Here is a 23,922-nt window from a genome sequence, read left to right as displayed (position 1 = left end):
TCGACAAGCTCAGGGACCGGAAAGGGAGCGGAGGGACCGGAAGGGGAGCTGAGGAGCTGGATTCGGGCTCAGACCGCCGTCGCGGTGAACTGCATCCGCGGGTTCGCGTAGAACTCCTGCGCCTCGACGAGCTGCAGCTCGCGCTGGCCGGAGCGGTACGTGAGCTCCACGAGGTCGAACACACTCGACGCCGTGCGCTCGAGGGCGAGCTTCGCGTCGCGGGTCTCGCCGTAGTGCGCGGCGAACAGGGCTGCCGTGACGTCGCCGGAACCGTTCGCCTTGAACGGCAGCAGCGGCGTCTGGACGATCCACCGACCGGCATCGTCCACGACGAGCATCTCGATCGTCTCGGGGTCGCGGTCAGGACGCTCGACGCTCGTCACCAGGACGACCGACGGACCCATCGCGCGCGCGAGTTCGACCGACGCCAGCGTGGACTCGAGGGACGCGGGCTCGGTGCCCGTGAGGAAGCCCAGCTCGAACTGGTTCGGCGTGATGATGTCGGCGTTCGGCACGACGCGGTCGCGCAGCAGGTCGGGGATCTCCGGGGCGACGAAGCACCCGGACTTCGCGTTGCCCATGACCGGGTCGCACGCGTACAGCGCGTCGGGGTTCGCCGCCTTGACCCGCTGTACCGCGTCCACGATGACGTCGCCGATGCCGACGCCGCCCTGGTAGCCCGAGAGCACGACGTCGATCTGCGGGAACGCACCGCGCTCCTCGACACCGGTGATGACCTCGCCGACCTGCTCGGGCGAGATCAGGGGCCCGCGCCACGCGCCGTACCCGGTGTGGTTCGAGAAGTTCACCGTGTTGACCGGGATCACCTCGACGCCGATGCGCTGGAGGGGGAACACGGCCGCGGAGTTGCCGACGTGCCCGTAGGCCACGGCTGACTGGATGGAGAGGATCTTCACGATGTCGCAATCACGATGGGGAGGCCGCCGCGGACACTGCGTTCGTGGCGGGCATGGACGGTGCCTGCAAGGACTCAACGATACTCTTCCGCCGCCTACAGAACCCACGTGCCGCGTCAACCCGGAGACGAGATATCCACGCTGCCGGAATCCGCTCCTATGCTGATCGGATGACGACTCCTGAGAGCACGACCGCGCCGGCCGACGCCACCGCCACGAAGGTCGCCGCCATCATCTACAACCCGGTGAAGGTCGACCTCGACGCACTCCGTGAATCGGTCGAGCGCTCGGCGTCCGACGCAGGATGGGCCGAGTCGCTCTGGTTCGAGACGTCCGTCGACGACGTCGGCCAGGGGGTCACCGCCGAGGCCATCGCAGCGGGCGTCGACCTCGTCATCGCGGCCGGCGGTGACGGCACCGTCCGCGCCGTCTCGGAGGGCCTCCGCGGCAGCGGCGTCCCGCTCGCCCTGCTCCCGTCGGGTACCGGCAACCTGCTCGCCCGGAACCTCGACCTCACGCTCAACGACCTGCCCGGCTCCGTCATCACGGCCTTCACCGGCACGGACAAGGCGATCGACCTCGGTGTCATCGACATCGAGCGCGCCGACCATTCCCGCGACCGCCATGTGTTCGTCGTCATGGCCGGCATGGGCATCGACGCGAAGATGATCAAGAACACCGACGACGACCTCAAGGCCAAGGCCGGTTGGGCCGCCTACGTCGATGCGATCGTGAAGTCGTTGCGCGACCCGGACGAGCTGCACCTGCGGTTCCGGATCGACGACGAGCCGCAGACGCGCGCGACCGTCCACACCGTCATCATCGGGAACTGCGGCTCGCTCCCCGCCAACATCCTCTTGCTGCCCGACGCGGTCGTCGACGACGGGCTGTTCGACCTCATGTTCATGCGTCCCGGCGGAATCCTCGGCTGGATCCGCATCTGGGCGAAGGTCGCCTGGGTGAACGGCGTCCTCCGCCGGGCGAAGGCGGGCAAGGCCCTCGCCGGCAAGCAGAAGGACGACGGCGAGCTCCGCTACGGCACGGCGAAGCGGTTCGTCGCCCGACTCTCCAAGCCTGAGGAGATCGAGCTCGACGGCGACGGCTTCGGCAAGGCCGTCGCGATCAACACCTGGATCGAGCCCGGAGCCCTCACCGTCCGCGTACCCGCCGCAGCCGAATAGCCAGGTTCTTTTCGAATCTTTCGAATAGAATCGAGTTGTGAATCCCCTCGACACGCCTCGCGCGACCAGCAAGCCTCGCACCTACCTTCCCGACGGCGACACCCGGGCCGACATCATCGATTTCGCGAAGACGCTCCGGGCGATCGAGTCGTACCTCACCACACACGCGAGCCAGGCGGCGCTCGTGGCTCCTGACGGCTCCCAGCGGTCCATCCCCGACGAGATCTTCCGCGCGCTCGAGCAGGTCGCGAACGCGTTGGCCAACGGTCACGGAGTCACGGTCGCGCCCTACAGCACGCAGATGACGACGCAGGAAGCGGCCGACTTCCTCGGCGTATCGCGACCGACGTTGGTGAAACTCCTCGAACAGGGAGAGATCGCTCACGAAAAGCGCGGACGCCACCGACGGGTGATGCTTCGCGATGTCGTCGAGTTCCAGGAACAAGCGCGGAGCGAACGTCGCGACGCGCTGACGGATCTGGCTCGGGCGGGCCAAGGATCCGCACTTCGTTCCGAGTCGATGCCGACGCTGAAGCGCCTCGACGAGGAGTGACGCGAGGGCATGGCATTTCCCGCATTCTTCGACACGTGTGCGCTGTACGGTTCGACCCTGAATGACGTGTTCTTGTGGCTTGCCCACCGCGGCGCGTTCCGACCGCTGTGGTCGGTGGGCGTCATGACCGAGCTCGACCGGAATCTTCGGGGTCACGGGGTCGACGTGACGCTCGTCGAGAAACGGCTGTCCACGATGGGGCGCGCCTTCCCCGACGCGTTGGTGAGCGGATACGACGATCTGATCGATGGAATGACCTGTGATCCGAAGGACCGCCACGTCCTGGCCGCGGCGGTCCGCGCCAATGCCGAGGTGTTGGTGACCTTCAACATCACCGACTTCCCACCGGAGTCCGTGAGCCTGTTCGACATCGAGGTCGTCCATCCGGACGAGTTCCTCCTCGATCAGCTGGACCTGTACCCGGGTGTCACCCTTTCAGTGCTCGAGCATCTCGTCGCCACCTACGAGTCGCCTTCGCTCACGATGGACGAGTTGCTGCAGTCGCTCGCTCAGGCGGGTGTGCCGAAGTTCGCCCAGGATGTCTACCGATTCCTCTGAAGTCGCCAGCTCAGCGGCGAGCGGGCTCACCCGCGAGGCGTGACCCGGCGGGCCCAGAGCAGCACGGGGATGAGCAGGAGCGCGAGCACCCCGCCCGCGATCGACAGCGCCTCGTAGCCGACCCCGGCCATCACCACACCCGACATGACGCCGGCACCTGCGCCGGCGAGGGCGATGAGGACATCGAGCGTGCCCTGGGTGCGTGCGCGGTTGGCCGGCACGGTGTGGTCGACGACGAGCGCGGTGCCCGCGATGAGGCCGAAGTTCCAGCCGAGGCCGAGGAGCGCGAGCGCAAGGATCAGCAGGCCCAGCGAATCCACCGGAGCGAGGGCTCCCGTCACACCCGCGAGCAGCAGGGTCACGCCCGCGGCGATCGCCATCGGCGTGCGGCCGATGCGGTCGACCAGGACGCCGGTCACGAGCGAGGGGAGGTACATCGCCGCGATGTGGATCCCGATCACGAGCCCGACCTCACCGAGACCGTGGTGATGCGCCCGCATGTGCACGGGGGTCATCGTCATGATGGCGACCATCGCGATCTGCGTGACCACCATGACCGCGGCGCCGACGTAGGCGCCGACGCCGGGACGCGGGCGTGCGGCGGTCGTCGGCGACACCTGCTTCGATCCCACCTGCTCCGCGGCGGTCTGCTCCACCTCCAGCTGCGCGAGCTCGGCATCGAGACGTCGGGCGAGGAGGAACGGGTCGGGTCGGAGCAGCACGAGGAACGCCGTCCCGGCCGCGAGGTAGGCGACCGCGGCGAGGAGGAACGGCCCGGCGAGCGACGGCAGCCCGAGGCCGGTCGCGAACGATCCCAGCGGCTCGACGAGGTTGGGTCCGGCGACGGCGCCGAGTGTCGTCGACACCATCGCGACGCTGATCGCCGAACCACGTCGGGCCGGGGTCGCGAGGTCGGTCCCCGCGTAGCGCGCCTGGAGGTTCGTGGCCGTGCCAGCGCCGTAGACGAAGAGCGACAGGAAGAGGAGCGGCACCAGGGCGGTGGTGGCGGCCACGACCACACCGATCGCGCCGACGCCACCCGCCGCGAATCCGAGTCCGAGCCCGATGCGCCGGCCGAGCCGCTGGGTGACGCGCCCGACGAGGAAGGCGGTGAGCGCGGAGCCGAGGGTCAGGAGCGCGGCTGCGACGCCCGCGAGGCTCATGCTGCCGAGGACGTCCTGCACGAGGAGCGCCCCGACCGTCACCCCGGCGGCGAGACCGGCGCCGCCGAGGACCTGGCTGATCACGACGACCGTGAGCGTCCGCCGCTGGACGCGGGCGCGCTCGGCGGCGATGACAGCTCTGGCGTCGGTCTCCCGGGGATCGCTCTCGCCGCGGTCGCTCATGCTCCGACCGTCAGCGTCGCGTGGAGATGCGACCGTAGGCGTCGACCGTCACGATGAGCGACTCGACCTTGCGGTTCACGACGCGGATGATCACGACGATGAGCCAGAGCCCGCCGGTGATGAGCGTCAGGATCAGGTTCCAGAACCAGCCGATGCGCTTCTGCCGCTGCAGCACGGCCTGCTGGCCCTGCACCGACGACACCGTCCAACCGCGCGCGGCGTAGCGGGCGACTTCGGCGTTCAGGACGGCGGTGAGCTGCTCCATCGGGAGCGGAGTGGAGGAGGACATGCCTCGAATCTACCCGTCGCGGGCAACAGGCCCCTGAGCCCTGGGCTTCCCGGTCCCTGAGCCCGACACCGTCGGTCCCTGAGCCGCACACCATCGGTGCCTGAGCCCGACACCACCGATCCCTGAGCCCAACCACCGCCGGTCCCTGAGCCCCCAACAGCGCCGGTCCCTGAGCTTGTCGAAGGGCGCTCTACGATCGATGTATGCGCATCCGTCCCGCCGAACCCGCCGACCTGCCTGGCGTCCTCGCCATCCACTCCGACGCCGTCGCGAACGGTGTCGCCATCTGGACCGAGGTCACCCCCGACCTCGCCGAGCGTGAGGCGTGGCTCGCCCGCCATCAGGAGGCCGGTCGGGTCGCGCTCGTCGCCGTCGCCGACGGCCCCGACGATGGACTCCCCGAGGGCGGCGTCCTCGCCTACGCGAGCTACGGGCCGTACGCGATGAAGGAGGGCTACCGCCACACCGTCGAGAACTCGGTCTACGTGCACCCCGATGCGCAGGGGCGCGGGCTCGGCAAGGCGCTCCTCGTGGAGTTGCTCGACCGCGCGACCGCCGACGGCCACCACGTCATGATCGCCCTCATCGAGGCCGGCAACACGGCGTCGATCGCCCTGCACACGAAGCTCGGCTTCGAGCAGGTCGGCCTGCTGCCTGAGGTGGGGACGAAGTTCGGTCGCTGGCTGGATCTCGCCATCCTCCGGCGCCCGCTCGCCTGATCACGACTCCTGAGCACGACTTCGGTTCGCAACTCCTGCTGCATCGACCGTGCAGGGCCTGAACCGGGCCTGGCGAGTCGACCGAGCGTCTCGAGCAGGAGTTACGAACTCGACCCGGCGATCTCGACCCGGACCACCGCGCCTGGCGCGAGGTCGACGGTGCGGGGTTCCGACGCGCCGACGAGACGGATCCTGACCGGCGCCTCGGCCAGGTTGCCGAGGATCACGACCGTCCGTCCGGCAGGATCCACAGCGGCGAACGCGGTCACCCCCTCAGGTGAGACGGGCGAGCTGTCACCGATGCGGTGACCCCCGATCTCGACCTCGACGCGTCTGCTTCCGCTGAGCTCCGCGATCCACCCGAGCGCCCGGCCAGCGGCCGTGACCGTGCCGTCGGCGGCGACGAGACCTCGCGGCCCGGTCGCCTCGAAGTAGGACAGCGACTCGACGCCGGGAACGGCCAGGGCAGCGACACTCGCGACCACCCACGCACCGAGGGCCTCCGCCGATTGCCGGTCGTCGGTGGCGCCCGGCACCAGCTCCGCGCCGAACCCCGCGCGGAGATCCGGGTCGGCCGTGACTCCCGCGCCCGCCTTCGTCGTGGCGACCGCGTTGTAGCGGGCGCCGAGCGTGACCGGCCCGACGTGCAACGGGCGGCCGTCGGCGATCCTGACAGCGTCCGCCACGACGACCGCCTGCATGCCGAGCGACTCGACGAGCTGGTGCCCGCCGCGGTCGTGCATGAACGGCGTGATGCTGAACGCCACGGGACCCGTCCAGCGCTCGAGGCGCGCGTGGCTGCGGTTGAGCTCCGTGAAGTGCGCGCGGGTGCCGCCGACGAGCTCGGGGTGTGGTGGGCCCTCGGCCCACAGGGTTCGCAGGACGTCGCCGAGCGCGGTCAACAGCGTGACCTCCGAGAGGTGGGTGCGGCGATGGAACGCCCCGACGCGCATGACGGGCACGGCCGCGTCGCGGAGCCGTCGCAGCACCGGCTCGGCCTCCTCGCCCGTCCCGAGCACGAGTCGGAGGTCGAGGGGTCTGGTGCCGGCCTGGCGCACGGCTCGGTCGAGGATGGCCGGCCAGTCCTGGTTCGTCGGATCGATCTCCACGAGGATCCCGGTGATCGTGTCGGGGACCACCGCACCAGCGCGACCGCCATCGGGGTCGCTGGAGACCGAGGTCGAGATCGCCGGGACGACGCTGTCGAGTGGCGTGCCGATCCGCCCGTCGACAGCCTCAGGTACCGGGTCCTCTCGTTGCGCCGCGAACTCCGTCTCGGGCACGACGGTCACGGCGAGCGGCGTCGCCAGCGGGGCGTCGGCGGGCTCGGCAGCGTCGACCCGAGCACAGCTGACCTCGACGGACTGCTCCACGACGTCACCGACCGCCAGCGCGACGGGGAACGGCAACGAGAGCGGCGTCGAGTAGGTCTTGAACGAGGCGTCGGTCCAGTTGCGCTGGTCCTCCATCTCGAAGACGTCACCGCTGAAGCGGGCCGTGGTCGCGATGCGGTCGCCGGTCCAGGCGAGGGACTCGATGCGGATCGCCGGCTGATGCGGAGCGACGTGATCCGGGAGGCGCGTGGTCGTCGTGGAGCCCTCCGGGTGGCCGACGACGAGCTCGGTGCCGGCCAGGGTCGGTGACTGCAGCACGATGAGGCCGATGCGCGCGCGCCGGAACGCGGCGGTCACCTCGGCCCGGACTTCGACCCGCAGTGTCGACGCGCCGAGGTCGACCGACAGGGACCAGGCGACGACCTCGCCGTCGTCACCGGCGCGGCCGCGCAGATGCAGGCCGCTCGTCGTGTGGTCGACCGCGTCGACGATGACGGGCAACGTCTTCCAGTCCTGGTCGCGGACGACGAAGCGGATGCTGCGCAGCACGAGCTCGCCGTCGAAGGCGATGTCGTCCAGCTCAGAGCCGCGGAGCGAGGCCGACCAGGGCCCCCGGCCGACGGCGAGGGCGTCGCGCTCGCGGTCGAGCAGCAGGTCGGATGCGACGCGGAAGGTGGTTCCCGAACGCGAGGTCATGATCGTCGGCTCAGAGGCTCGTCATGCCGCCGTCGACCCGGAAGGTCGCTCCGGTGGCGAAGCTCGACTCGTCGCTGGCGAGGTACACCATGATGCCCTCGACGTCCGAGGCCTGGCCGGGACGACCGAGCGGGATGCGCCCGACGATCGCGGCGCGGGACTCGGGGTCGCCGGAGATCGCGGTGACGAGCGGGGTCTCCGTGTAGCCGGGGACGACGGTGTTCACGCGGATCCCCTGATCGGCGTAGGCCGCGGCGACGGTCCGGCCGAGGCCGTGGATCCCGGCCTTCGTCGAGCTGTACGCCGTGAAGTCGGCGCCCTCGCCGTTGAGACCGGTCGGGCTGCCCGTGAGGATGATCGAGCCGCCCCGGCCGAGCATGGCGCGGACGGCGTGCTTCGCAGTGAGGAAAGTGCCGGTGAGGTTGATGTCGACCGTGCGCTGCCAGACCTCGAGGTCGAGGTCGGCGATCTTCGCGTCCTGGCCGAAGAGCTGCACGCCGGCGTTCGCGACGACGACGTCCGGGGTCTTCCCGGCGGCGTCCATGACCGCGAAGGCGGCCTCGACGCTCGCTTCGTCGGCGATGTCGAGTCGCACGGCGATGGCGGTCGGGAAGGGTGCCGCCGCATCGCGGGCGGCCTGGATGTCGCGGTCGGAGAAGACCACGGCGGCATCCTCCCGCGCGAACCGTTCGGCGACCGAACGTCCGATCCCCGATCCGGCACCCGTCACGAGCGCGGTCTTTCCTGCAAGTCGTCCAGTCATCGTCGCCTGTCTCTCGTGCGGTGTTGCGGGGGTGGTCGCGGGTGTCGCAGTGGCTGTCGCGGGGTGGTGCATCGGGTCGTCTGCAGCCTATCCGGCACAACCGGTTGACCGCATGCGACGTTCGCAATTCAGGACCGCCGCGGCGCGCCGACCCGGATCGGGGGTGGAGCGGGCCGACGCGCCGGGCACGTCCTGAATTGCGAACAGTCGGGGAAGTGGGTTACCGCTCGATCTTGTCGAGGTGGAGCATGGCGGCGAGGTTCTTGTCGAGCTCGTCGTCCTGGAAGACCTTCTTCCAGTCGTCCTTGATGATCGCGCTGCGGCCGTAGTCCATCGCGATGAGGCACGCGTCGGAGAACGGGTTGTCGCCCTTGAGCGAGTTCGCGAGGGCGACCTGCGTGTGGCCGAGGAGGATCGCACGAGCGGCCGGCTCCGGCACACCCATGGTGTTGACGGCCTCGTCGAGCGACTCCTTGAGGAGCGCACCGATCATGCAGGCGATCGTCTCCACGAGGGTCGGCTCGAGCTGCGCGAGCTGCTTGACCGTGACCCAGTGGACCTCACCGACTGGGGCGAAGATCGCCCGGACGACGGCCTCGACCTGCGCCTGCTTCTCAGCGTCGTCGGACTCGATCGCCGCGATGGCGTCCTGGAGAGCGGCGATGCCACCGAAGGTGTCCGCGTACTCCTCAGGCGTGTGGCGCTCGACGAAGACCGACGGGTGGCAGGGGTGCGTGACGGCCTGGATGACGTCGTCGCGACGCGTCAGCAGACCCGCGTACGCTGCGGCCGGGTCGAGCGTGAGGAGCACGGCGCCCGACTTCATGAGCGGGACGACGCCGGCGGACACGGCCTTGAGGGCGAGGTCCGGGACGGCGAGGATGACGACGTCGGCGTCGGTGACGGCCGCATCGGTCTCGGTGAGCTCGCGACCGGCCTCGGTCACGCGCTCCTGGCCGGCGGGCGAGACCTCGCTGTAGAAGACGGTGTGGCTGGTCTTCACGAGGTTGTTGGAGACGCGCATGCCCATCTTGCCGCCCGCGCCGATGACGGCGATGGTGAGCTGGTCCGCGACGGTGGTGGTGTCGGTCATGATCTTCCTTCTCTCAGGTACTGCAGGTTGTGTGCGGTCCACGTGCGCTCGAGCTCGATCGTCTCCGTGATGGAGTCGCCGAGCGGGAGCCAGTGTTCGATGATCTGGTTGACACCGCGTTCGTCCGGTCGGACGACGGCGGTGAGGGCTGGGTAGTCGAGCAGGCCGGTGCCGAGCGGGGCACCCTCGAGGGTGAAGCCGACCCAGCCACCCCGACGGGTGAACGCGAAATCCTTGACGTGGATGTTGCGGACGTACAGAGCGGTGCGGGCGATCACGTCGCTCGGGTGTTCGAGTCGTGCGACGGTGTTGGCCGGGTCGAGGCAGATCCCGAGGTTCGGGTGGTCGACGGCGCTCACGAGGTCGACGAGCTCCTGCGACGAAAGCTGCTCGTAGGTCTCGAGCGCGATCGTCACGCCGGCCGCTTCGAACGCCGGGAGCACCGCGCGGAGTCGATCGACGGCGTCCGCGTGGGACGGCCGGTCGTCGCCCGACGTGACCATGCTGCGCAGGAGCTTCGCGCCCAGCACGGTGGCGATGTGGAGGAAGCGTTCGAGGTGCGCGACCGCGATCCCCTTCGTCCCGAGTTCGAGGGTGACCCCGAGCTCGCGCGCGACCTCGGCGATCTGGCGCAGCTCATCGTCGGACATCGCCTCGATGCGGGCGTCGTCGCAGATCTGGAAGAGCTCGACGCCGGCGTCGGCCGTGCGCTCGATCATGCCGATGACGCTCAAGCGCTCGGGTGCGAGCTCGGAGCCCTCCCAGAAGAAGGTGTAGGTGCCGAAGCCGATCATGCTGTCCTCGGTCCCTGAGCCTGTCGAAGGGTGCCATCCTGAGCTTGTCGAAGGGCCTCGTCGAGCACGGCCTCGAGCGCCGCGACGTCGTGGGCGAAGCGTCCGAGGAACACGCCGTCGACGTCGTCACCGAGGGCGGTCAGCAGACCGGGACCCGCACTGCCGCCGTAGATGACGGAACTGCCGACCCGGTCGGGACGCTCGGCGATCGATTGTTTCAGGATCGCGCCGACGGCTCGCACGTACTCGGCAGACGCGGGTTCAGCCGCACCGATCGCCCACACGGGCTCGTAAGCGACGATCACCGGCCCCGCCACAGCATCGGCGAGCGCGGAGTCCAGCTGGCGCACGCACTCCGTCGCAGCCGCCTCGGGCGTCGTGCGCTCGACCTCGCCGATGCAGAGGACCGGCGAGAGGCCGTTGCGGAGGGCCGCGGCGGTCTTCTCGGCGACGACCTCGTCGGTCTCGCCGAAGAGGGAGCGGCGCTCCGCGTGGCCGACCTCGACCACGGCGACGCCGACTTCGGCGAGCTCGGGGCCGCCGACCTCACCGGTGAACGCGCCACGGTCCGCGCTCGCGAGGTCCTGTGCTCCGACCAGCACGCCCGTCCCGGCGAGGGCCGCCACCGACGGCGCGACCGCGAGGTAGCCGGGGATGACGAACAATCGCACGCGACCATCGACCACGGCTTCGTGCCGACGGGCCAAGGCGCCCACCTGCTCGATCCACTCGAGGGTCTGCGCGTGGCCGAAATACATCTTCAGGCTCACGCCGACCACGCGGGGCGCGGTCGACGTGGGCACGGCCGACGGGGACGGGGTGGTCATCAGCAGGAGCCCGTCGCCTCGTACTCACCGATGACGGCGACCTTCTCGGCGCTCGCGCTGGTCTCGTCGAAGCGGTAGGTGAGCCACTCGCGGACGAGGCGGCGGGCGAGCTCGATGCCGATGACGCGCTGGCCCATCGTCAGGACCTGCGCGTTGTTGCTGAGGACACCGCGCTCGACCGAGAAGCTGTCGTGTGCGGTGACGGCGCGGATGCCGGCGACCTTGTTGGCGGCGATCGCGACGCCCAGGCCGGTGCCGCAGAAGAGGAGCGCGCGGTCGGCCTGGCCGGACGCGACGAGTTCCGCGGCGGCGATCGCGACGCGCGGGTAGGCGGTGTGGCCATCGGCGTCCACACCCACGTCGACGAGCGAGGCGACGCCGTCGTGCTGCTCGAGGTCGCGCTTGACGATCTCCTTGTAGTCGAACCCGGCGTCATCCGAGCCGATGACGATGCGCAGCTGATCGGTCATGCGTGTACTCCTTCGTTGGTGGTGGTGCTGGTGGAGCCGTCCGGCGCGGTGGTGCTGGCGGCACGCTCGAGGACGGGGACGATCGCCGTGACGATCAGGCCGAACGAGTAGGCACCGGCGTCGACGGTACCGAGACTCTTCTCGGCGTGCGGACGGGCGCGGCCCATCTTCGGCAGGAGGTCCGCGGTCTCAGCGGCAGCGGTGGAGGCAGCCGCAGCGGCGGTCGTCCAGGCGGCGACGAGGTCGGAACCGTCGGCGACGGCTGCACTCAACGTGGTGGTGAACGGCACGAGCGCGTCGACCATCGTCTTCTGTCCGACCTCGGCCTTGCCGAACGACATGATGCCGTCGACCGCGGCCTGCACGCCGGTCGCGACGTCGCTGCGACCTGGTGCGGCCTCGTCGCCGAGGGCGGTTCCGACCGAGCGGAGCGCGAGGCCCCACAGGGCGCCGGACGTGCCGCCGGCGCGGTCCGCCCAGGCGTCGCCGGCCAGGTGCAGGACGGTGTGGGCACCGGCCCCGGCATCGGCGGCGGTGTGTGCGGCGGTGACGGCGGCACGAGCACCGCGCTGCATGCCGATGCCGTGGTCGCCGTCACCCGCGACGGCGTCGATCCGTCCGAGCTCCTCGACGTTCGTGTCGATGACCTGGACCAGCGCGTCGAGGGCCTCGACCACGACCGCGGCGGCGGCCCGTGACTCGTCGGTGGACTCAGGGATCTCGGCAGTCGTCTCGGCGACGAGCTCCGAGGGGTCGAGCTGCTCGGCCGCGGCGACGACGCCCTTGCGGTAGGCGGGGGTGTCGGCACCGGCAGCCCAGAAGCCCTCGAGTTCCTCGTCCAACCAGAAGAGCGTGAGCGAGACGCCGGCCATGTCGAAGCTCGTGACGAGCTCGCCGACCTCGGGGTCGACGACCTCGACGCCCGCGGCTTCCAGCTGGGCCGCGACGGCGCGGTAGACGACGAAGAGCTCCTCGTACTTGACGGAGCCGAGGCCGTTGAGGATGACCCCGACGCGCGCGCCCGTGGCCTCGGTCACGCCCTCGGGCAGTTCCGCGAGCAGCGAGGAGACGAGCAGCTTGGCGAGCTCATCGGCCGTCGGCACGTCGGTCTCGTCGATACCGGGCTCGCCGTGGATGCCCATGCCGACCGCCATGCGGCCCTCGGGCACGGTGAACAGCGGCTCGGTCGCGCCCGGCAGGGTGCAGCCGCTGAAGGCGACGCCGAAGGACCGGGTGCGCTCGTTCGCGTGGGTGGCGACGCGGACGACCTCGTCGAGGTCGTAGCCCGCCTCGGCCGCGGCGGCGGCGGACTTGAAGACGGTGAGGTCGCCGGCGATGCCCCGACGCTTGTGCTTCTCGGCGAGGGGCGCGCTCGAGATGTCGTCGGTGACGGCGACGCTGCGGGTGGGGATGCCCGCCGCGTTCAGCGCGTCCTGCGCCTGGGTGAAGTGGAGCACGTCGCCCGCGTAGTTGCCGTAGCTGAGGAGGACGCCGCCCCCGCGCTGCGCCGCCTTCGCGACCGACTCCACCTGGTGCGCGGACGGCGAGGCGAACAGGTTGCCCATCGCCGCGCCATGAGCGAGGCCCTGTCCGACGATGCCGCCGAACGCCGGGTAGTGGCCGGAGCCACCGCCGATGACGAGCGCGACCGTGCCCTCGGGCGTCCGGGTGCTCCGGACGACGCCGCCGGTCACGCGCCGGACCTGGTTGCGGTTCGCGGCGACGAAGCCGTCGATCATCTCGTCGGCGAAGTCCGCCGGGTCGTTGAAGAGGCGCGTCATCGGGTCTTGCCCGTGAGGTCGTCGTGCGAGACGCGCAGCTCGCGAGAGCTCCGCTGCTTGGAGAGGATCACCATGAGCGTGGCGGAGATCATCATGAAGCCACCGACGATGAACATCGGGACGACGTACTGCGGGGTGTCGCCGACCTTGGTGAGGTCCGCGACGGCGCCGGTGATGTACGGCGCCGAGAAGCCGGCGAGGTTGCCGACCGTGTTGATGAGCGCGATGCCGGCAGCCGCTGCCGCACCGGTGAGGAACTGCGTGGGCAGCGTCCAGAAGTTCGGCAGCGCGGCGAAGATCGCCATGGCGGTGACCGCGATGATCGCGATGGTGAGAGCGGGCGAGTTGGCGAAGAGCGCGAGCGGGATGCTCACGGCGCCGACGATCGCGGGGATGACGATGTGCCAGGTCTTCAGGCCGCGACGCGTCGCGTCACGAGACCAGAAGTACAGGGCGATGGCGGCCGGCACGTACGGGATCGCCGTGATGAGGCCCTTCTGCATGACGTTGAACTCGGTCCCGAACGTCTCCTGGAAGCCCTCGATGATCGTGGGGAGGAAGAAGCCGAGCGCGTAGAGGCCGTAGATGAAGCCGAAGTAGATGAACGCGAGCATCCAGACACGACCGCTCGTGAACGCGTGCTTGAGGCTGACGTGGCCCTGCTTCTGCTCCGTGGTGGCCTTCTCATGTGCGAGAGCCGCCGTGAGCCAGACCTGCTCCTCGGTGGTCAGCCACTTGGCGTCCGCGGGGCGGTCCTTCAGGTAGAACCAGGCGATGACACCGATGAGGATGGCCGGGAGACCGACGCCGAGGAACATGAACCGCCAGCCCTCGAGGCCGAAGAACACGCCGTGCTGGCCGATGAGCCACCCGGCGAGGGGTGCGCCGATGACGGTGGTGAGCGGCTGCGCCAGGTAGAAGAGGGCGAGGATCTTGCTGCGGTGCTTGGCCGGGACCCAGAGGCTCAGGAAGAGGATCGCGCCGGGGAAGAAGCCGGCTTCGGCCACACCGAGCACGAAGCGGAGGATCGCGAGCTGCTCGAAGTTGGCGACCCAGGTGAACAGGACCGCGACGATGCCCCAGGTGACCATGATGCGGGCGAGCCAGCGGCGGGCGCCGAACTTGTTGAGCGCGAGGTTGCTGGGCACCTCGAGCAGGATGTAGCCGATGAAGAAGACGCCGGACGCGAAGCCGAACTGGGCGGCGGAGAGCGCGAGGTCTTCGTTCATGCCGTTGGGGGCGGCGAACCCGATCGCGGTGCGGTCCAGGTAGTTGATGAAGAACATCAGCGCCACGAACGGCACGAGACGGATCGAGACCTTCCGGATGGCTGATCGCTCGACAGCCGGATTGGCCGCGGGGGCGGTGGTGTCCACTATGACTCCTCGGGTGGGCGGCATCGATGCCGCGGGCAGGGCGTGGTCCGGGCCGGACCGGAATGAACGATACATCAACCGGTTGACCAATTCAAGCATCGCTGGTCTCCGAGCTCCCGCCTCGTACCCGAACACCTCTCCCGGCCCCTGAAGCACCCCTCCCGGTCCCTGAAGCCCCCTCCCGGTCCCTGAAGCCCTCCTTCCGGTCCCTGAGCTTGTCGAAGGGCCGCGATACAGTGAACCCATGCCTGCGTTCCCGGATCGGCCGACCGACGACATCTCGTCCAGCCTCGGACCGGTCGCCGTGGGATCCGCCGTCTCCGCCGTCGCGAAGCGCCTGCTCGACCACTTCACGAGCGGTGAGATCGCTCCGGGGACCCGCCTCCCACCGGAACGCCAGCTCGCCGCATCCCTCGGCATCGGGCGCTCTGCCGTCCGCGAGGCGCTCGCGGCGCTCGAGATCCTCGGCGTCGTCGACGTCCGCCCGGGCAGCGGCACCTACCTCCGCGGCAGCGTCTCCGAGCTCCTCCCCGAGACGCTCAGCTGGGGCCTCATGCTCGGCGAACCACGGACCCGCGAACTCATCGAGGTGCGCGGGCAGCTCGAGGTCTTCGCCGCCGGCCTCGCCGCGACGCGCATGGACGACATGGCACGCAACCGGCTCCGCAACCACCTCACCGCGATGAGCGAGGCGGGTGCCAACCGCACCAAGTTCATCGAGGCCGACCTCAAGTTCCACCTGGAGCTCGCCTCCGCCACCGGGAACCGCGTGCTGTCCGACCTCCTGCAGAGCATCCGCTCGCTGCTCCGCATCTGGGTGGAGCGCGGTATCCACGAGGACGTCGACGCCCAGCGCGCCTTCGAGGAGCACGAGGCCGTCTATGAGGCGATCATGTCGGGCGACCCCGCCGCCGCGACGGCCGCGATGCAGCACCACATGGACACCGCGACCGAACGGCTGAACCGCACGCTCACGGCGTAGCACTTCGACAGACTCAGTGACCGGAGGGGGCGGCTCAGTGACCGGGGTTCGGCTCAGTGACCGGGGTTGGGCTCAGTGACGGTACCCGGTCCCTGAGCCTGTCGAAGGGCGGTCCCTGAGCTTGTCGAAGGGCGGTCAGGCGCGGATCGCCCCGACGACCGCGTCCACCGCGGCCTCCACCGCACGCGTCCGCGCATCGGCGTCCTCGCCCTCCGAGTCGTGGACGAAGGTCGTCACGCCACGGCGAGCGCCGCAGAAGTCGACGATGCCGTGTTCGAGCTGCGTCCGCATCGCCTGCTCGTAGCCGTGGCGGTCGTAGACCCCGGCGTCGTCACCGGCGATCGGAACGAGGTGCACGCGCAGGCGGTCGAGCTTCCGGACGATCCCACCGTCCGCGTCGAGGCCGAACGCCCAGCCGTTGACGAACACGCGGTCGAACCAGCCCTTGAGGAGTGCGGGCGCCGACCACCAGTACACCGGGAACACGAGGACGAGGTCGGTGGCCCGGTCGAGTCGCTCCTGCTCGGCGGCGACGTCCGGGGTGAAGTCCCCGCCGACGCGGTAGGTGTGGCGGTCGGCGAGCGTGTACCGCGGGTCGAAGCCCTCCGCAGCCAGGTTTGCGACCTCGACGCTGGTCGAGCCGGCGGTCGATCGCAGCTCCTGCGCGAGCCGCTGGGCGAGGTGGTGGGTGAGGGAGTCGGGGTCGGGATGGGTGGTCACGATGAGCGTCGGCACACTCCATCATCGCCTGCATCGGACGCGGGATCCGCCGTTCGGCACCCTCCGCAGGATGACCGGGGTCCGTCCGCCGACTGATGCCGACGGCGCGGCGAGCGCCCTACAGTTGTCGGAATGAGCGGGTGGACATGGCAGGCGTGGGTCGGACTCGTCGGCGGCACGGTGATCTTCTTCGCCGTCCTCGGCCCGATCCTGCTCGTGCAGCTCCGTCGCTACGGCCAGATGTCGCTCCCCCGGGTGATCGGCGCTGCGGCGGTCAGTGTCTACGCGGTGGCCCTCGTGGCGTACACGCTGCTGCCGCTGCCGGACGAGCGCGCGAACTGCAGCACGGCCCACGGCGCGCTCGAGCTGATCCCTGGACACTCGATCGGGGACATCGCACGGGAGACCGCCGGGCTCTCCGTCCTGAGCACCCTGACGAGCCACGCGTTCCTCCAGGTCGTCCTGAACGTGATCCTGTTCATCCCGTTCGGCGCCATCGCGCGGCGGTACTGGAACCGCGGGCTCGGTGTCTCCATCCTGCTCGGGGCGCTCGTCTCCCTCCTGATCGAGTCGACGCAGTACACGGGCATCTGGGGCTTGTACGAATGCGCCTACCGGGTGGCGGACGTCGACGACGTGATCACGAACACGGCGGGCGCCGCGATCGGAGCACTCATCGCCCCGATCGTCCTCGGGTGGATGCCGAGCGCGCGAGCCCTTCGTGCCACTCGCGACCGGGCGCGACCCATCACCGTCTGGCGACGCTGGTTCGGCATGGTGCTCGACGCGTTCGCCGTGAACCTGTCGATCACGGTGTTGTCGCTCGTCTTCGTCGTCCCACGCGTCCTGCTCACGGGCGCGACCGGGACCGCCAACGACCCGACGCTGCCCGAGGTGCTCAGCATCGGCGCGGGCACGGTCGTCCTCGTGATCGTCCTGCCGGCGCTCATCGGGAGCGGCGCGTCGCTCGGGCAACGTCTCGTCTGGCTCGCCCCGCAGTGGCCGGACGGACGCGGCTCGGTGGCACGCCGCCTCTACCGCGGGTCCGTCGTGGCCCTGCCGTACATCGCCACGACGACCGCCGCGCAGATACCCGACGCTACGAGCGGCCTCACCCAGACGATCGTCGGGATCATCGGGATCCTCGGCTTCATCATCGTCGCCACGGACGTCGTCTCCGTACCGTTCACCCGGCACCGCCGCGGCGTCTCGTACGCCTCCGTCGGCGCGGACCTCCGCGACGCTCGCACGACGACACCGTAGCGCGACAGCAGGAGATCGGCGCCGAAGCAGGACGCACTCGCCCGGAGGCTCCTGCCCCCGGGCGGATCTCCTGCTGCCGCGCCGGCCGCTCGGCGCCTAGAGCTCCTGGCCGAGGAGCCCCGACAGGAAGGCGTGGAGCTCGTCCGCCATGTCGACCGACTCCGGCGCGAGCAGCCACTGCACCTGCAGGCCGTCCATGAGCGCGAGGGTCATGAAGGCCGCGCTGGTGGTGGGGAAGTCAGCCCGCACCCGTCCTGCGGAGACGAGCAGCCCGAAGGTGCGCTCGAGCCGACCCCGCGTGCCCTCGTAGCGCTCGACGAAGTAGTCGTGGGCCGGGTGGTCGGGCGAGGTCGCCTCCGCTGAGAGCGTGCAGTAGAGCGCGACCACGCCGGGCACGGAAGCGTTGTACCGGGCGAGCGCGACCAGCCCCCGGAGCGTCTCGATCGGGTCGTCGCCGTCCATCGGCACGAGCGTCGCCGAGAGGTCGTCGCGGTGCGAGAGCACGGCGGCGAGCAGCGCGCTCTTGTTCGGGAAGTGGTGCAGGAGCCCGGCCTCGCTCATCCCCACCTGCGCGGCCACCTCCCGTAGTGAACCCGCGCGATATCCCCCGTTGGCGAAGACGGCGAGCGCGGCGTCGAGGATCGCGACGCGCTTCATACCGGTTTTCGCATATGCACCGCGGGGCTTCCCCTGCGGCTTGTTCCCGGTCTTGACCGATGTCATCGGACGACCTCCCCCTTCGGACGGCTTCACGATAGCGCGTTCCCCGTCGAACGCCGCGGCCTGGTCGTGATCCAACTGTGACATGGCCGAAAACAAAAAGCTAGTGACCACTCGGGTTTCATGCTAGCGTCCTCAATCACCAGCGATCCGATGAGGGATTGCTCACAGCGAATGGACAAAGATGTTCCGATGGAAGACGACCGCAGCCGTCGCGGTCACCGCTGCTGCACTCGTGCTCACCGGATGCTCCGGTAGCACCTCCGGCTCTGACAGCGGCTCCGGTGGCACCCTGATCCTGGGTGCGATCACTCCCCCCACCACGTTCGACCCGGCCGGCTCGGAGTGGGGCAACCGCTCGCCCTTCTACCAGGCCGTCTTCGACACCCTGCTCGTCGCCACCGCCGACGGTGAGATCGTCCCGTCGCTCGCGACCTCCTACGAGTACAACGACGACAACACCGTCCTGACGCTCAAGATCCGCGACGACGTCACCTTCACCGACAAGTCGAAGCTCACCGCCGACGTCGTCAAGCAGAACCTCGAGCGGTTCAAGACCGGCACTTCCCCCGACGCCGGCTACTTCGCGGGCGTCGCCTCCGTCGAGGCACCCGACGACACCACCGTCGTCATCACCCTGAGTGCACCCGACCCGGCCATGCTCAACTACCTCACCCGCGACCCCGGCCTGATCGCCAGCGCCGAGTCGTTCGACAGCCCCGACCTCGCCACCAACCCGGTCGGCTCCGGACCGTACGTGCTCGACACGGCCGCGACCGTCACGGGCACGAGCTACAGCTACACCGCGAACCCCGACTACTGGAACAAGGACTGGCAGCACTACGACAAGCTGACCATCAACGTCCTCCAGGACGCGACCGCAGGCCTGAACGCCGTCAAGTCGGGCGAGGTCAACGGCATCAAGCTCGCCAACAACGACAACCTCGCGGAGGTCGAGGGCGCCGGCTGGACCGTCAACGCCAACGAACTCGACTTCCAGGGCATGCTGCTCCTCGACCGCGCCGGCACGATGAACCCGGCGATCGCCGACGTCCGCGTCCGCCAGGCCATCAACTACGCCTTCGACCGCCCGGCGCTGCTCAAGGCGCTGCAGAACGACAACGGCACGGTCACGGGTCAGGTCTTCCCGGAGAACTCCCCCGCCTACGACAAGTCGCTCGACGACCGCTACGGCTACGACCCCGAGAAGGCCAAGGAACTGCTCGCCGAGGCGGGCTACGCCGACGGCCTGACGCTCTCGATGCCGTCCTCCACGGTGCTCGGCGCCACCACCTACACGCTGATCTCGCAGCAGCTGGCCGACGTCGGCATCACCGCCGAGTACACGGACCCGGGCAACAACTTCATCGCCGACCTCCTGGCCCCGAAGTTCCCCGTCTCCTTCATGGCGCTGGAGCAGAACCCGGACTGGCAGCTCATCCAGTTCATGATCGCCCCGAACGCCGTCTTCAACCCCTTCAAGTACGACGACCCAAAGGTCGACGAGTACATCAAGCAGATCCAGTACGGCGATGAGGCGACGCAGGGCAAGGTCGCCAAGGAACTCAACGCCTACATCGTCGAGCAGGCCTGGTTCGCCCCCTTCTACCGGGTGCAGGGCAGCTTCGCGACGGACGCCAACACGACCGTCAAGATGATCCCGACGAACGCGTACCCGTCCATCTACGACATCCAGCCGAAGTAGTCCGCTGATCCTTGAGCCGGTCGAGGGGTTCGCCCGTCGACCGGCTCAGGGACCGGGACCGGCCGGCTGCACATCGGTTCGACCCCGGCCCGCCCGAGTGCCCAGCGCTCGGACGGGCCGGCCCCAACACCCCTCACTCACCCACTTCCTGGAGTGACCCATGCTCGGATTCATCCTCAGACGCCTGGTGTCCGGCGTCGTCCTCATCTTCGTGATCTCCGTGATCGCGTACTCCCTCCTCTACCTCGGCGGCGGCGACATCGCCCGCCGGATCCTCGGCCAGAGCGCCACCACCGAGACCGTCGCGAAGAAGGCGGCTGAACTCGGCCTCGACCGCCCGCTGCCGGTGCAGTACTTCGACTGGATCACCTCCGCCTTCCAGGGCGACCTCGGCCGCTCGTGGTTCACCGGCCAGCTCGTCTCCTCCGGCGTCACCGGCCGCCTCGCCGTCACCCTCTCGATCGTGCTCGGCGCGACCATCATCGCCGCGATCGTGTCCGTCATCCTCGGTGTCCTCGCCGCCCGTCGCGGTGGATGGATCGACAACGTCGTCCAGTTCATCTCCGTCATCGGCTTCGCGATCCCCAGCTTCCTCATCGCGCTCGTGCTCGTCATCACCTTCGCGATCAACCTCCGCCTGTTCAAGGCCACCGGGTACATCCCGATCACCACGTCCTTCTCCGGCTGGGTCGCCTCGGTGACATTGCCGATCATCGCCCTCGCGATCGGTGCCATCGCGACGGTCTCGCAGCAGGTGCGCGGTTCGGTCGTCGACGCGATGTCGAAGGACTACGTCCGGACGCTCCGCAGTCGCGGGCTCGGCACGGGCCGCGTCATCTACAAGCACGTGCTGCGGAACGCCGGCGGCCCGGCCCTCGCGGTCCTCGCCGTGCAGTTCATCGGCCTCCTCGGCGGCGCGGTCATCATCGAGCAGATCTTCGCCCTCCCGGGCATCGGTCAGCTCGCCGTGCAGGCCACGACTCAGGGCGACATCCCCATCGTCATGGGGGTCGTCATCGCGACGGCCATCATCGTCGTCGTCGTCAACCTGCTCATCGACCTCGCGCAGGCTGCGCTCAACCCGAAGGTGCGACTGTCATGACCGCCATCGAAACCCCGCTCACCGTCCCGACCCCGCAGGTCCGCGTCAACCTCCTGCGTCGGCTCCTCAAGCGCCCGATCGGCGCCGCGTCGCTCGTGTTCCTCGCGCTCATCGGGGTCGTCGCGATCTTCGGACCGCTCATCGCCCCGCAGGACCCGAACCTCGCGTCCCTGCAACAGGTCCTGGCGCCACCGAGCGCCGACCATCTCCTCGGAGCGGACAGCGCCGGGCGCGACGTGTTCTCCCGTCTGCTCGCCGCCACCCAGATCAGCGTCGCCGCAGCGCTCCTCGCCCTCGTCGTCGCGATCGTCATCGGGGTCGTCGCCGGGCTGATCGCCGGGTACTACCAGGGCTGGTTCGACTCCGTGTCGTCCTGGTTCACGGGCCTCATCATGGCGCTGCCCGGCATCGTCGTCCTCCTCGCCGCCCGCGCCGTCCTCGGCCCGTCGGTCTGGATCTCGATGGCCATCTTCGGCATCCTGCTCTCGCCCTCCTACTTCCGCCTCGTCTATGCGGCGGTCACGGCCGTGCGCTCGGAGCTCTACGTGGACGCCGCCCGGGTCTCAGGCCTCAGCGACCCGCGCATCATCGGCAAGCACATCCTCTCCGTCGTCCGCGCACCGATCATCATCCAGTCGGCGATCATCGCGGGCATCGCCATCGCGATCCAGTCCGGCCTCGAGTTCCTCGGTCTCGGCGACCTGTCGGTGCCGACCTGGGGTTCGATGCTGAACGACGGCTTCACGAACATCTACAAGGCACCGATCCTCATGGTCTGGCCGTCGCTCGCGATCGCACTCACCTGCATCGCGCTCACCCTGCTCGCCAACGCGATGCGCGACGAGCTCGAGCGCACCGTGTCCGTCCGTCGGCGCCGTCGCAAGATCGTGACGACGTCGAAGACGGGCTCCAACACGATCGTCACCCAGTCGATCAGCACCTCCGGGATCAGCGAGGACGAGATCGTCGGCGTCCCGCCCATCCGTCACGACGACGACGCTCGCGCCTCCGCTCGCGCCGAGGAGCTCGTCCTCAGCGTCCGCGACCTCCGCGTCGGCTACGACCAGGAGGGCGGCCGGGTCACCGAGGTCGTCCACGGCGTCGACCTCGACATCCGCAAGGGCGAGGTCCACGGCCTCATCGGTGAATCCGGCTCGGGCAAGACCCAGACGGCGTGGGGCGTCCTCGGACTCCTGCCCCGCGGCGGCCGGGTCACCGACGGCACGATCCGCTACGAGGGCACCCGACTCGACACCCTCGGGGAGCGCGAGTACACGGCCATCCGCGGCAAGCGCATCGGCTACATCCCGCAGGAGCCGATGTCGAACCTCGACCCGGCGTTCACGATCGGCAGCCAGCTCGTCGAACCCCTGCGCGTCACCCTCGGCCTGAGCAAGAAGGAGGCGACGGACAAGGCGCTCGCCCTGCTCGAGCGGGTCGGCATCCCGAACCCCAAGCGCACCTTCGCCGCGTTCCCGCACGAGGTCTCGGGCGGTATGGCGCAGCGTGTGCTCATCGCCGGCGCCGTCTCCACGGACCCGGACATCATCATCGCCGACGAGCCCACCACGGCCCTCGACGTGACCGTGCAGGCGGAGGTCCTCGACCTGTTGCGCGACCTCCAGGCGGAGCGCCACATGGCGATGCTCCTCGTGACGCACAACTTCGGGGTGGTCGCCGACCTCTGCGACCGCGTCTCGGTCATGCAGAACGGTCTCATCGTGGAGACCGGGCCGGTGCGCTCGATCTTCAACCACGCGCAGCACCCGTACACGCAGTCGCTGCTCGGCGCGATCCTCGACGAGGGTCCCGCCCGACCGGCACTCGCGACGAACCTGACAGGAGAGACCCGATGACGTCGTCACTGCTCGAGGTGAAGGACCTCGAAGTCGAGTACCCGGGCAAGGGGTTCCGTGCCCAGTCGTTCAAGGCGCTCAAGGGCGTGTCGATCGACATCAAGCCCGGTGAGACCGTCGGTCTCGTCGGCGAGTCCGGCTCCGGCAAGACCACGCTCGGTCGCGCCGTGCTGGGCCTCGCCCCGGTCACCGGCGGCAGCATCCGCTACCGCGACCAGGAGATCGGGCAGTTGAAGCGCAAGGAGCGCCGAGCGCTGAGTTCGGAGATCCAGGTCGTGTTCCAGGACCCGTACTCCTCGCTCAACCCCTCGCTCACGATCGAGCAGATCCTCACCGAGCCGCTCACCGTCCGCGGTGTCTCCGGTGCCGACGCCCGCAAGCGCGTCGGATCCCTGCTCGACCAGGTGCAGCTGCCGACCGGCGCGGCCTCACGGCTCCCCCGGGAGTTCTCGGGCGGCCAGCGGCAGCGCATCGCGATCGCCCGGGCGCTCGCCCTCGATCCGAAGCTCATCGTGTGTGACGAGCCCGTGTCGGCCCTCGACCTGTCGACGCAGGCGCGGGTACTCGACCTCTTCATCGACATCCAGGAGCAGACGGGCGTCGCCTACCTGTTCATCTCGCACGACCTCGCAGTCGTCCGGCACATCAGCCACCGCGTGGCGGTCATGTACCACGGCGAGATCGTCGAGTCCGGCGACGGCGACCAGGTGACGGCGCACCCGGCCCACCCCTACACGCAGCGCCTGTTCATGGCGGCACCGATCCCCGACCCGGACCGCCAGGAGGACCGCCGGGTGGAGCGACGCCGCCTCATCGACGAGCAGCGTGCGGCGGAGTCCGCCGCCTGATCCGTCCGGATCACCACGACCGCCCGGTC

General features: G+C 69.5%; 23 protein-coding genes. 10 read left to right on the top strand and 13 right to left on the bottom strand.

Features of this window, described 5'->3' with window-relative positions; genetic code table 11:
* Nucleotides 1–68: 68 nt before the first annotated feature.
* Nucleotides 69–917 carry a pyridoxal kinase PdxY gene (gene pdxY, locus ACQG07_RS14270; RefSeq protein ID WP_079704522.1) on the bottom strand — a complete coding sequence of 283 codons (849 nt, stop codon included), beginning with the start codon at nt 915–917 and terminating at the stop codon, nt 69–71.
* Nucleotides 918–1,087: 170 nt separating this feature from the next.
* Here pdxY and ACQG07_RS14265 point away from each other — a divergent pair, with 170 nt between their 5' ends.
* Genes ACQG07_RS14265 through ACQG07_RS14255 form a run of 3 tightly spaced genes read left to right on the top strand, consistent with a single transcriptional unit; the run spans nt 1,088 to nt 3,209 of the window.
* Entirely contained in the window at nt 1,088–2,098 is a 1,011-nt protein-coding gene (locus ACQG07_RS14265; protein ID WP_426738596.1) for a diacylglycerol/lipid kinase family protein, read from the top strand.
* A gap of 37 nt (nt 2,099–2,135) precedes the next feature.
* A complete protein-coding gene (locus ACQG07_RS14260; RefSeq protein ID WP_426738595.1) occupies nt 2,136–2,651 on the top strand; it encodes a helix-turn-helix domain-containing protein in 516 nt (171 codons plus the stop codon).
* 9 nt (nt 2,652–2,660) lie between these two features.
* Complete coding sequence (locus ACQG07_RS14255) at nt 2,661–3,209, top strand: PIN domain-containing protein (RefSeq protein WP_124768034.1); 549 nt, start codon at nt 2,661–2,663, stop codon at nt 3,207–3,209.
* 26 nt (nt 3,210–3,235) lie between these two features.
* Here the strand turns inward: ACQG07_RS14255 and ACQG07_RS14250 are convergent, their stop codons facing one another.
* Both ACQG07_RS14250 and ACQG07_RS14245 read right to left on the bottom strand, forming a co-directional pair.
* A complete protein-coding gene (locus ACQG07_RS14250) occupies nt 3,236–4,555 on the bottom strand; it encodes an MFS transporter (protein ID WP_426738594.1) in 1,320 nt (439 codons plus the stop codon).
* Nucleotides 4,556–4,565: 10 nt separating this feature from the next.
* On the bottom strand, nt 4,566–4,844 hold the full coding sequence (locus tag ACQG07_RS14245) for a hypothetical protein (RefSeq protein ID WP_138945899.1): 279 nt from the start codon (nt 4,842–4,844) through the stop codon (nt 4,566–4,568).
* A gap of 203 nt (nt 4,845–5,047) precedes the next feature.
* Between ACQG07_RS14245 and ACQG07_RS14240 the strand changes: the two genes are divergently transcribed.
* A complete protein-coding gene (locus tag ACQG07_RS14240) occupies nt 5,048–5,563 on the top strand; it encodes an N-acetyltransferase family protein (RefSeq protein WP_426738593.1) in 516 nt (171 codons plus the stop codon).
* A gap of 101 nt (nt 5,564–5,664) precedes the next feature.
* Here ACQG07_RS14240 and ACQG07_RS14235 read toward each other — a convergent pair whose 3' ends face one another.
* The 8 genes from ACQG07_RS14235 to ACQG07_RS14200 all read right to left on the bottom strand — a co-directional run bounded on the left by ACQG07_RS14235 (nt 5,665) and on the right by ACQG07_RS14200 (nt 14,697).
* Nucleotides 5,665–7,593 carry a hypothetical protein gene (locus ACQG07_RS14235; protein WP_426738592.1) on the bottom strand — a complete coding sequence of 643 codons (1,929 nt, stop codon included), beginning with the start codon at nt 7,591–7,593 and terminating at the stop codon, nt 5,665–5,667.
* 10 nt (nt 7,594–7,603) lie between these two features.
* Nucleotides 7,604–8,356, bottom strand: coding sequence for an SDR family NAD(P)-dependent oxidoreductase (locus ACQG07_RS14230; protein ID WP_192004127.1), 753 nt, complete (start codon nt 8,354–8,356; stop codon nt 7,604–7,606).
* 220 nt (nt 8,357–8,576) lie between these two features.
* The gene (locus ACQG07_RS14225) at nt 8,577–9,449 is read right to left on the bottom strand and encodes a phosphogluconate dehydrogenase C-terminal domain-containing protein (RefSeq protein ID WP_079704514.1); all 873 of its coding nucleotides are present in this window, start codon (nt 9,447–9,449) and stop codon (nt 8,577–8,579) included.
* Nucleotides 9,446–10,243, bottom strand: a complete 798-nt coding sequence (locus ACQG07_RS14220) for a sugar phosphate isomerase/epimerase family protein (RefSeq protein WP_426738591.1) — start codon at nt 10,241–10,243, stop codon at nt 9,446–9,448. Before ACQG07_RS14220 ends, ACQG07_RS14225 begins: the two co-directional genes overlap by 4 nt.
* On the bottom strand, nt 10,240–11,070 hold the full coding sequence (locus ACQG07_RS14215; RefSeq protein ID WP_426738590.1) for a triose-phosphate isomerase family protein: 831 nt from the start codon (nt 11,068–11,070) through the stop codon (nt 10,240–10,242). Before ACQG07_RS14215 ends, ACQG07_RS14220 begins: the two co-directional genes overlap by 4 nt.
* Nucleotides 11,070–11,540: a ribose-5-phosphate isomerase gene (locus ACQG07_RS14210; protein ID WP_064295405.1), complete on the bottom strand. Its 471-nt coding sequence runs from the start codon at nt 11,538–11,540 to the stop codon at nt 11,070–11,072. Before ACQG07_RS14210 ends, ACQG07_RS14215 begins: the two co-directional genes overlap by 1 nt.
* Nucleotides 11,537–13,321, bottom strand: a complete 1,785-nt coding sequence (locus ACQG07_RS14205; RefSeq protein WP_426738589.1) for a dihydroxyacetone kinase family protein — start codon at nt 13,319–13,321, stop codon at nt 11,537–11,539. The genes ACQG07_RS14210 and ACQG07_RS14205 overlap by 4 nt, the downstream gene beginning before the upstream one ends.
* Nucleotides 13,318–14,697: an MFS transporter gene (locus ACQG07_RS14200; RefSeq protein WP_229940051.1), complete on the bottom strand. Its 1,380-nt coding sequence runs from the start codon at nt 14,695–14,697 to the stop codon at nt 13,318–13,320. The genes ACQG07_RS14205 and ACQG07_RS14200 overlap by 4 nt, the downstream gene beginning before the upstream one ends.
* A 244-nt stretch (nt 14,698–14,941) precedes the next feature.
* On the opposite strand from ACQG07_RS14200, the gene ACQG07_RS14195 reads away from it, so the two are divergent.
* A complete protein-coding gene (locus ACQG07_RS14195; protein ID WP_064295407.1) occupies nt 14,942–15,679 on the top strand; it encodes a FadR/GntR family transcriptional regulator in 738 nt (245 codons plus the stop codon).
* A gap of 135 nt (nt 15,680–15,814) precedes the next feature.
* Here ACQG07_RS14195 and ACQG07_RS14190 read toward each other — a convergent pair whose 3' ends face one another.
* A complete protein-coding gene (locus ACQG07_RS14190) occupies nt 15,815–16,414 on the bottom strand; it encodes an NAD(P)H-dependent oxidoreductase (RefSeq protein WP_426738588.1) in 600 nt (199 codons plus the stop codon).
* Between the two features lie 117 nt (nt 16,415–16,531).
* On the opposite strand from ACQG07_RS14190, the gene ACQG07_RS14185 reads away from it, so the two are divergent.
* Nucleotides 16,532–17,662 (top strand): VanZ family protein, encoded by a 1,131-nt coding sequence (locus ACQG07_RS14185; RefSeq protein WP_426738587.1) that lies wholly within the window; start codon nt 16,532–16,534, stop codon nt 17,660–17,662.
* Between the two features lie 96 nt (nt 17,663–17,758).
* Here the strand turns inward: ACQG07_RS14185 and ACQG07_RS14180 are convergent, their stop codons facing one another.
* Nucleotides 17,759–18,319, bottom strand: a complete 561-nt coding sequence (locus ACQG07_RS14180; RefSeq protein WP_241160987.1) for a TetR/AcrR family transcriptional regulator — start codon at nt 18,317–18,319, stop codon at nt 17,759–17,761.
* Nucleotides 18,320–18,566: 247 nt separating this feature from the next.
* On the opposite strand from ACQG07_RS14180, the gene ACQG07_RS14175 reads away from it, so the two are divergent.
* From ACQG07_RS14175 to ACQG07_RS14160, 4 genes are all read left to right on the top strand, one after another.
* On the top strand, nt 18,567–20,087 hold the full coding sequence (locus tag ACQG07_RS14175; protein WP_085511321.1) for an ABC transporter substrate-binding protein: 1,521 nt from the start codon (nt 18,567–18,569) through the stop codon (nt 20,085–20,087).
* Between the two features lie 160 nt (nt 20,088–20,247).
* Nucleotides 20,248–21,189, top strand: coding sequence for an ABC transporter permease (locus ACQG07_RS14170; RefSeq protein WP_079704501.1), 942 nt, complete (start codon nt 20,248–20,250; stop codon nt 21,187–21,189).
* On the top strand, nt 21,186–23,045 hold the full coding sequence (locus tag ACQG07_RS14165; protein WP_124768000.1) for a dipeptide/oligopeptide/nickel ABC transporter permease/ATP-binding protein: 1,860 nt from the start codon (nt 21,186–21,188) through the stop codon (nt 23,043–23,045). The genes ACQG07_RS14170 and ACQG07_RS14165 overlap by 4 nt, the downstream gene beginning before the upstream one ends.
* A complete protein-coding gene (locus tag ACQG07_RS14160; protein WP_426738586.1) occupies nt 23,042–23,893 on the top strand; it encodes an ATP-binding cassette domain-containing protein in 852 nt (283 codons plus the stop codon). Before ACQG07_RS14165 ends, ACQG07_RS14160 begins: the two co-directional genes overlap by 4 nt.
* The last annotated feature ends 29 nt before the right edge of the window (nt 23,894–23,922 follow it).

It is taken from the genome of Plantibacter sp. 2H11-2 (assembly GCF_050031945.1).
GTDB lineage: Bacteria > Actinomycetota > Actinomycetes > Actinomycetales > Microbacteriaceae > Plantibacter > Plantibacter auratus.
Note: the sequence above shows the minus strand (reverse complement) of the source record. Positions and strands in the feature narration are given on the sequence as shown.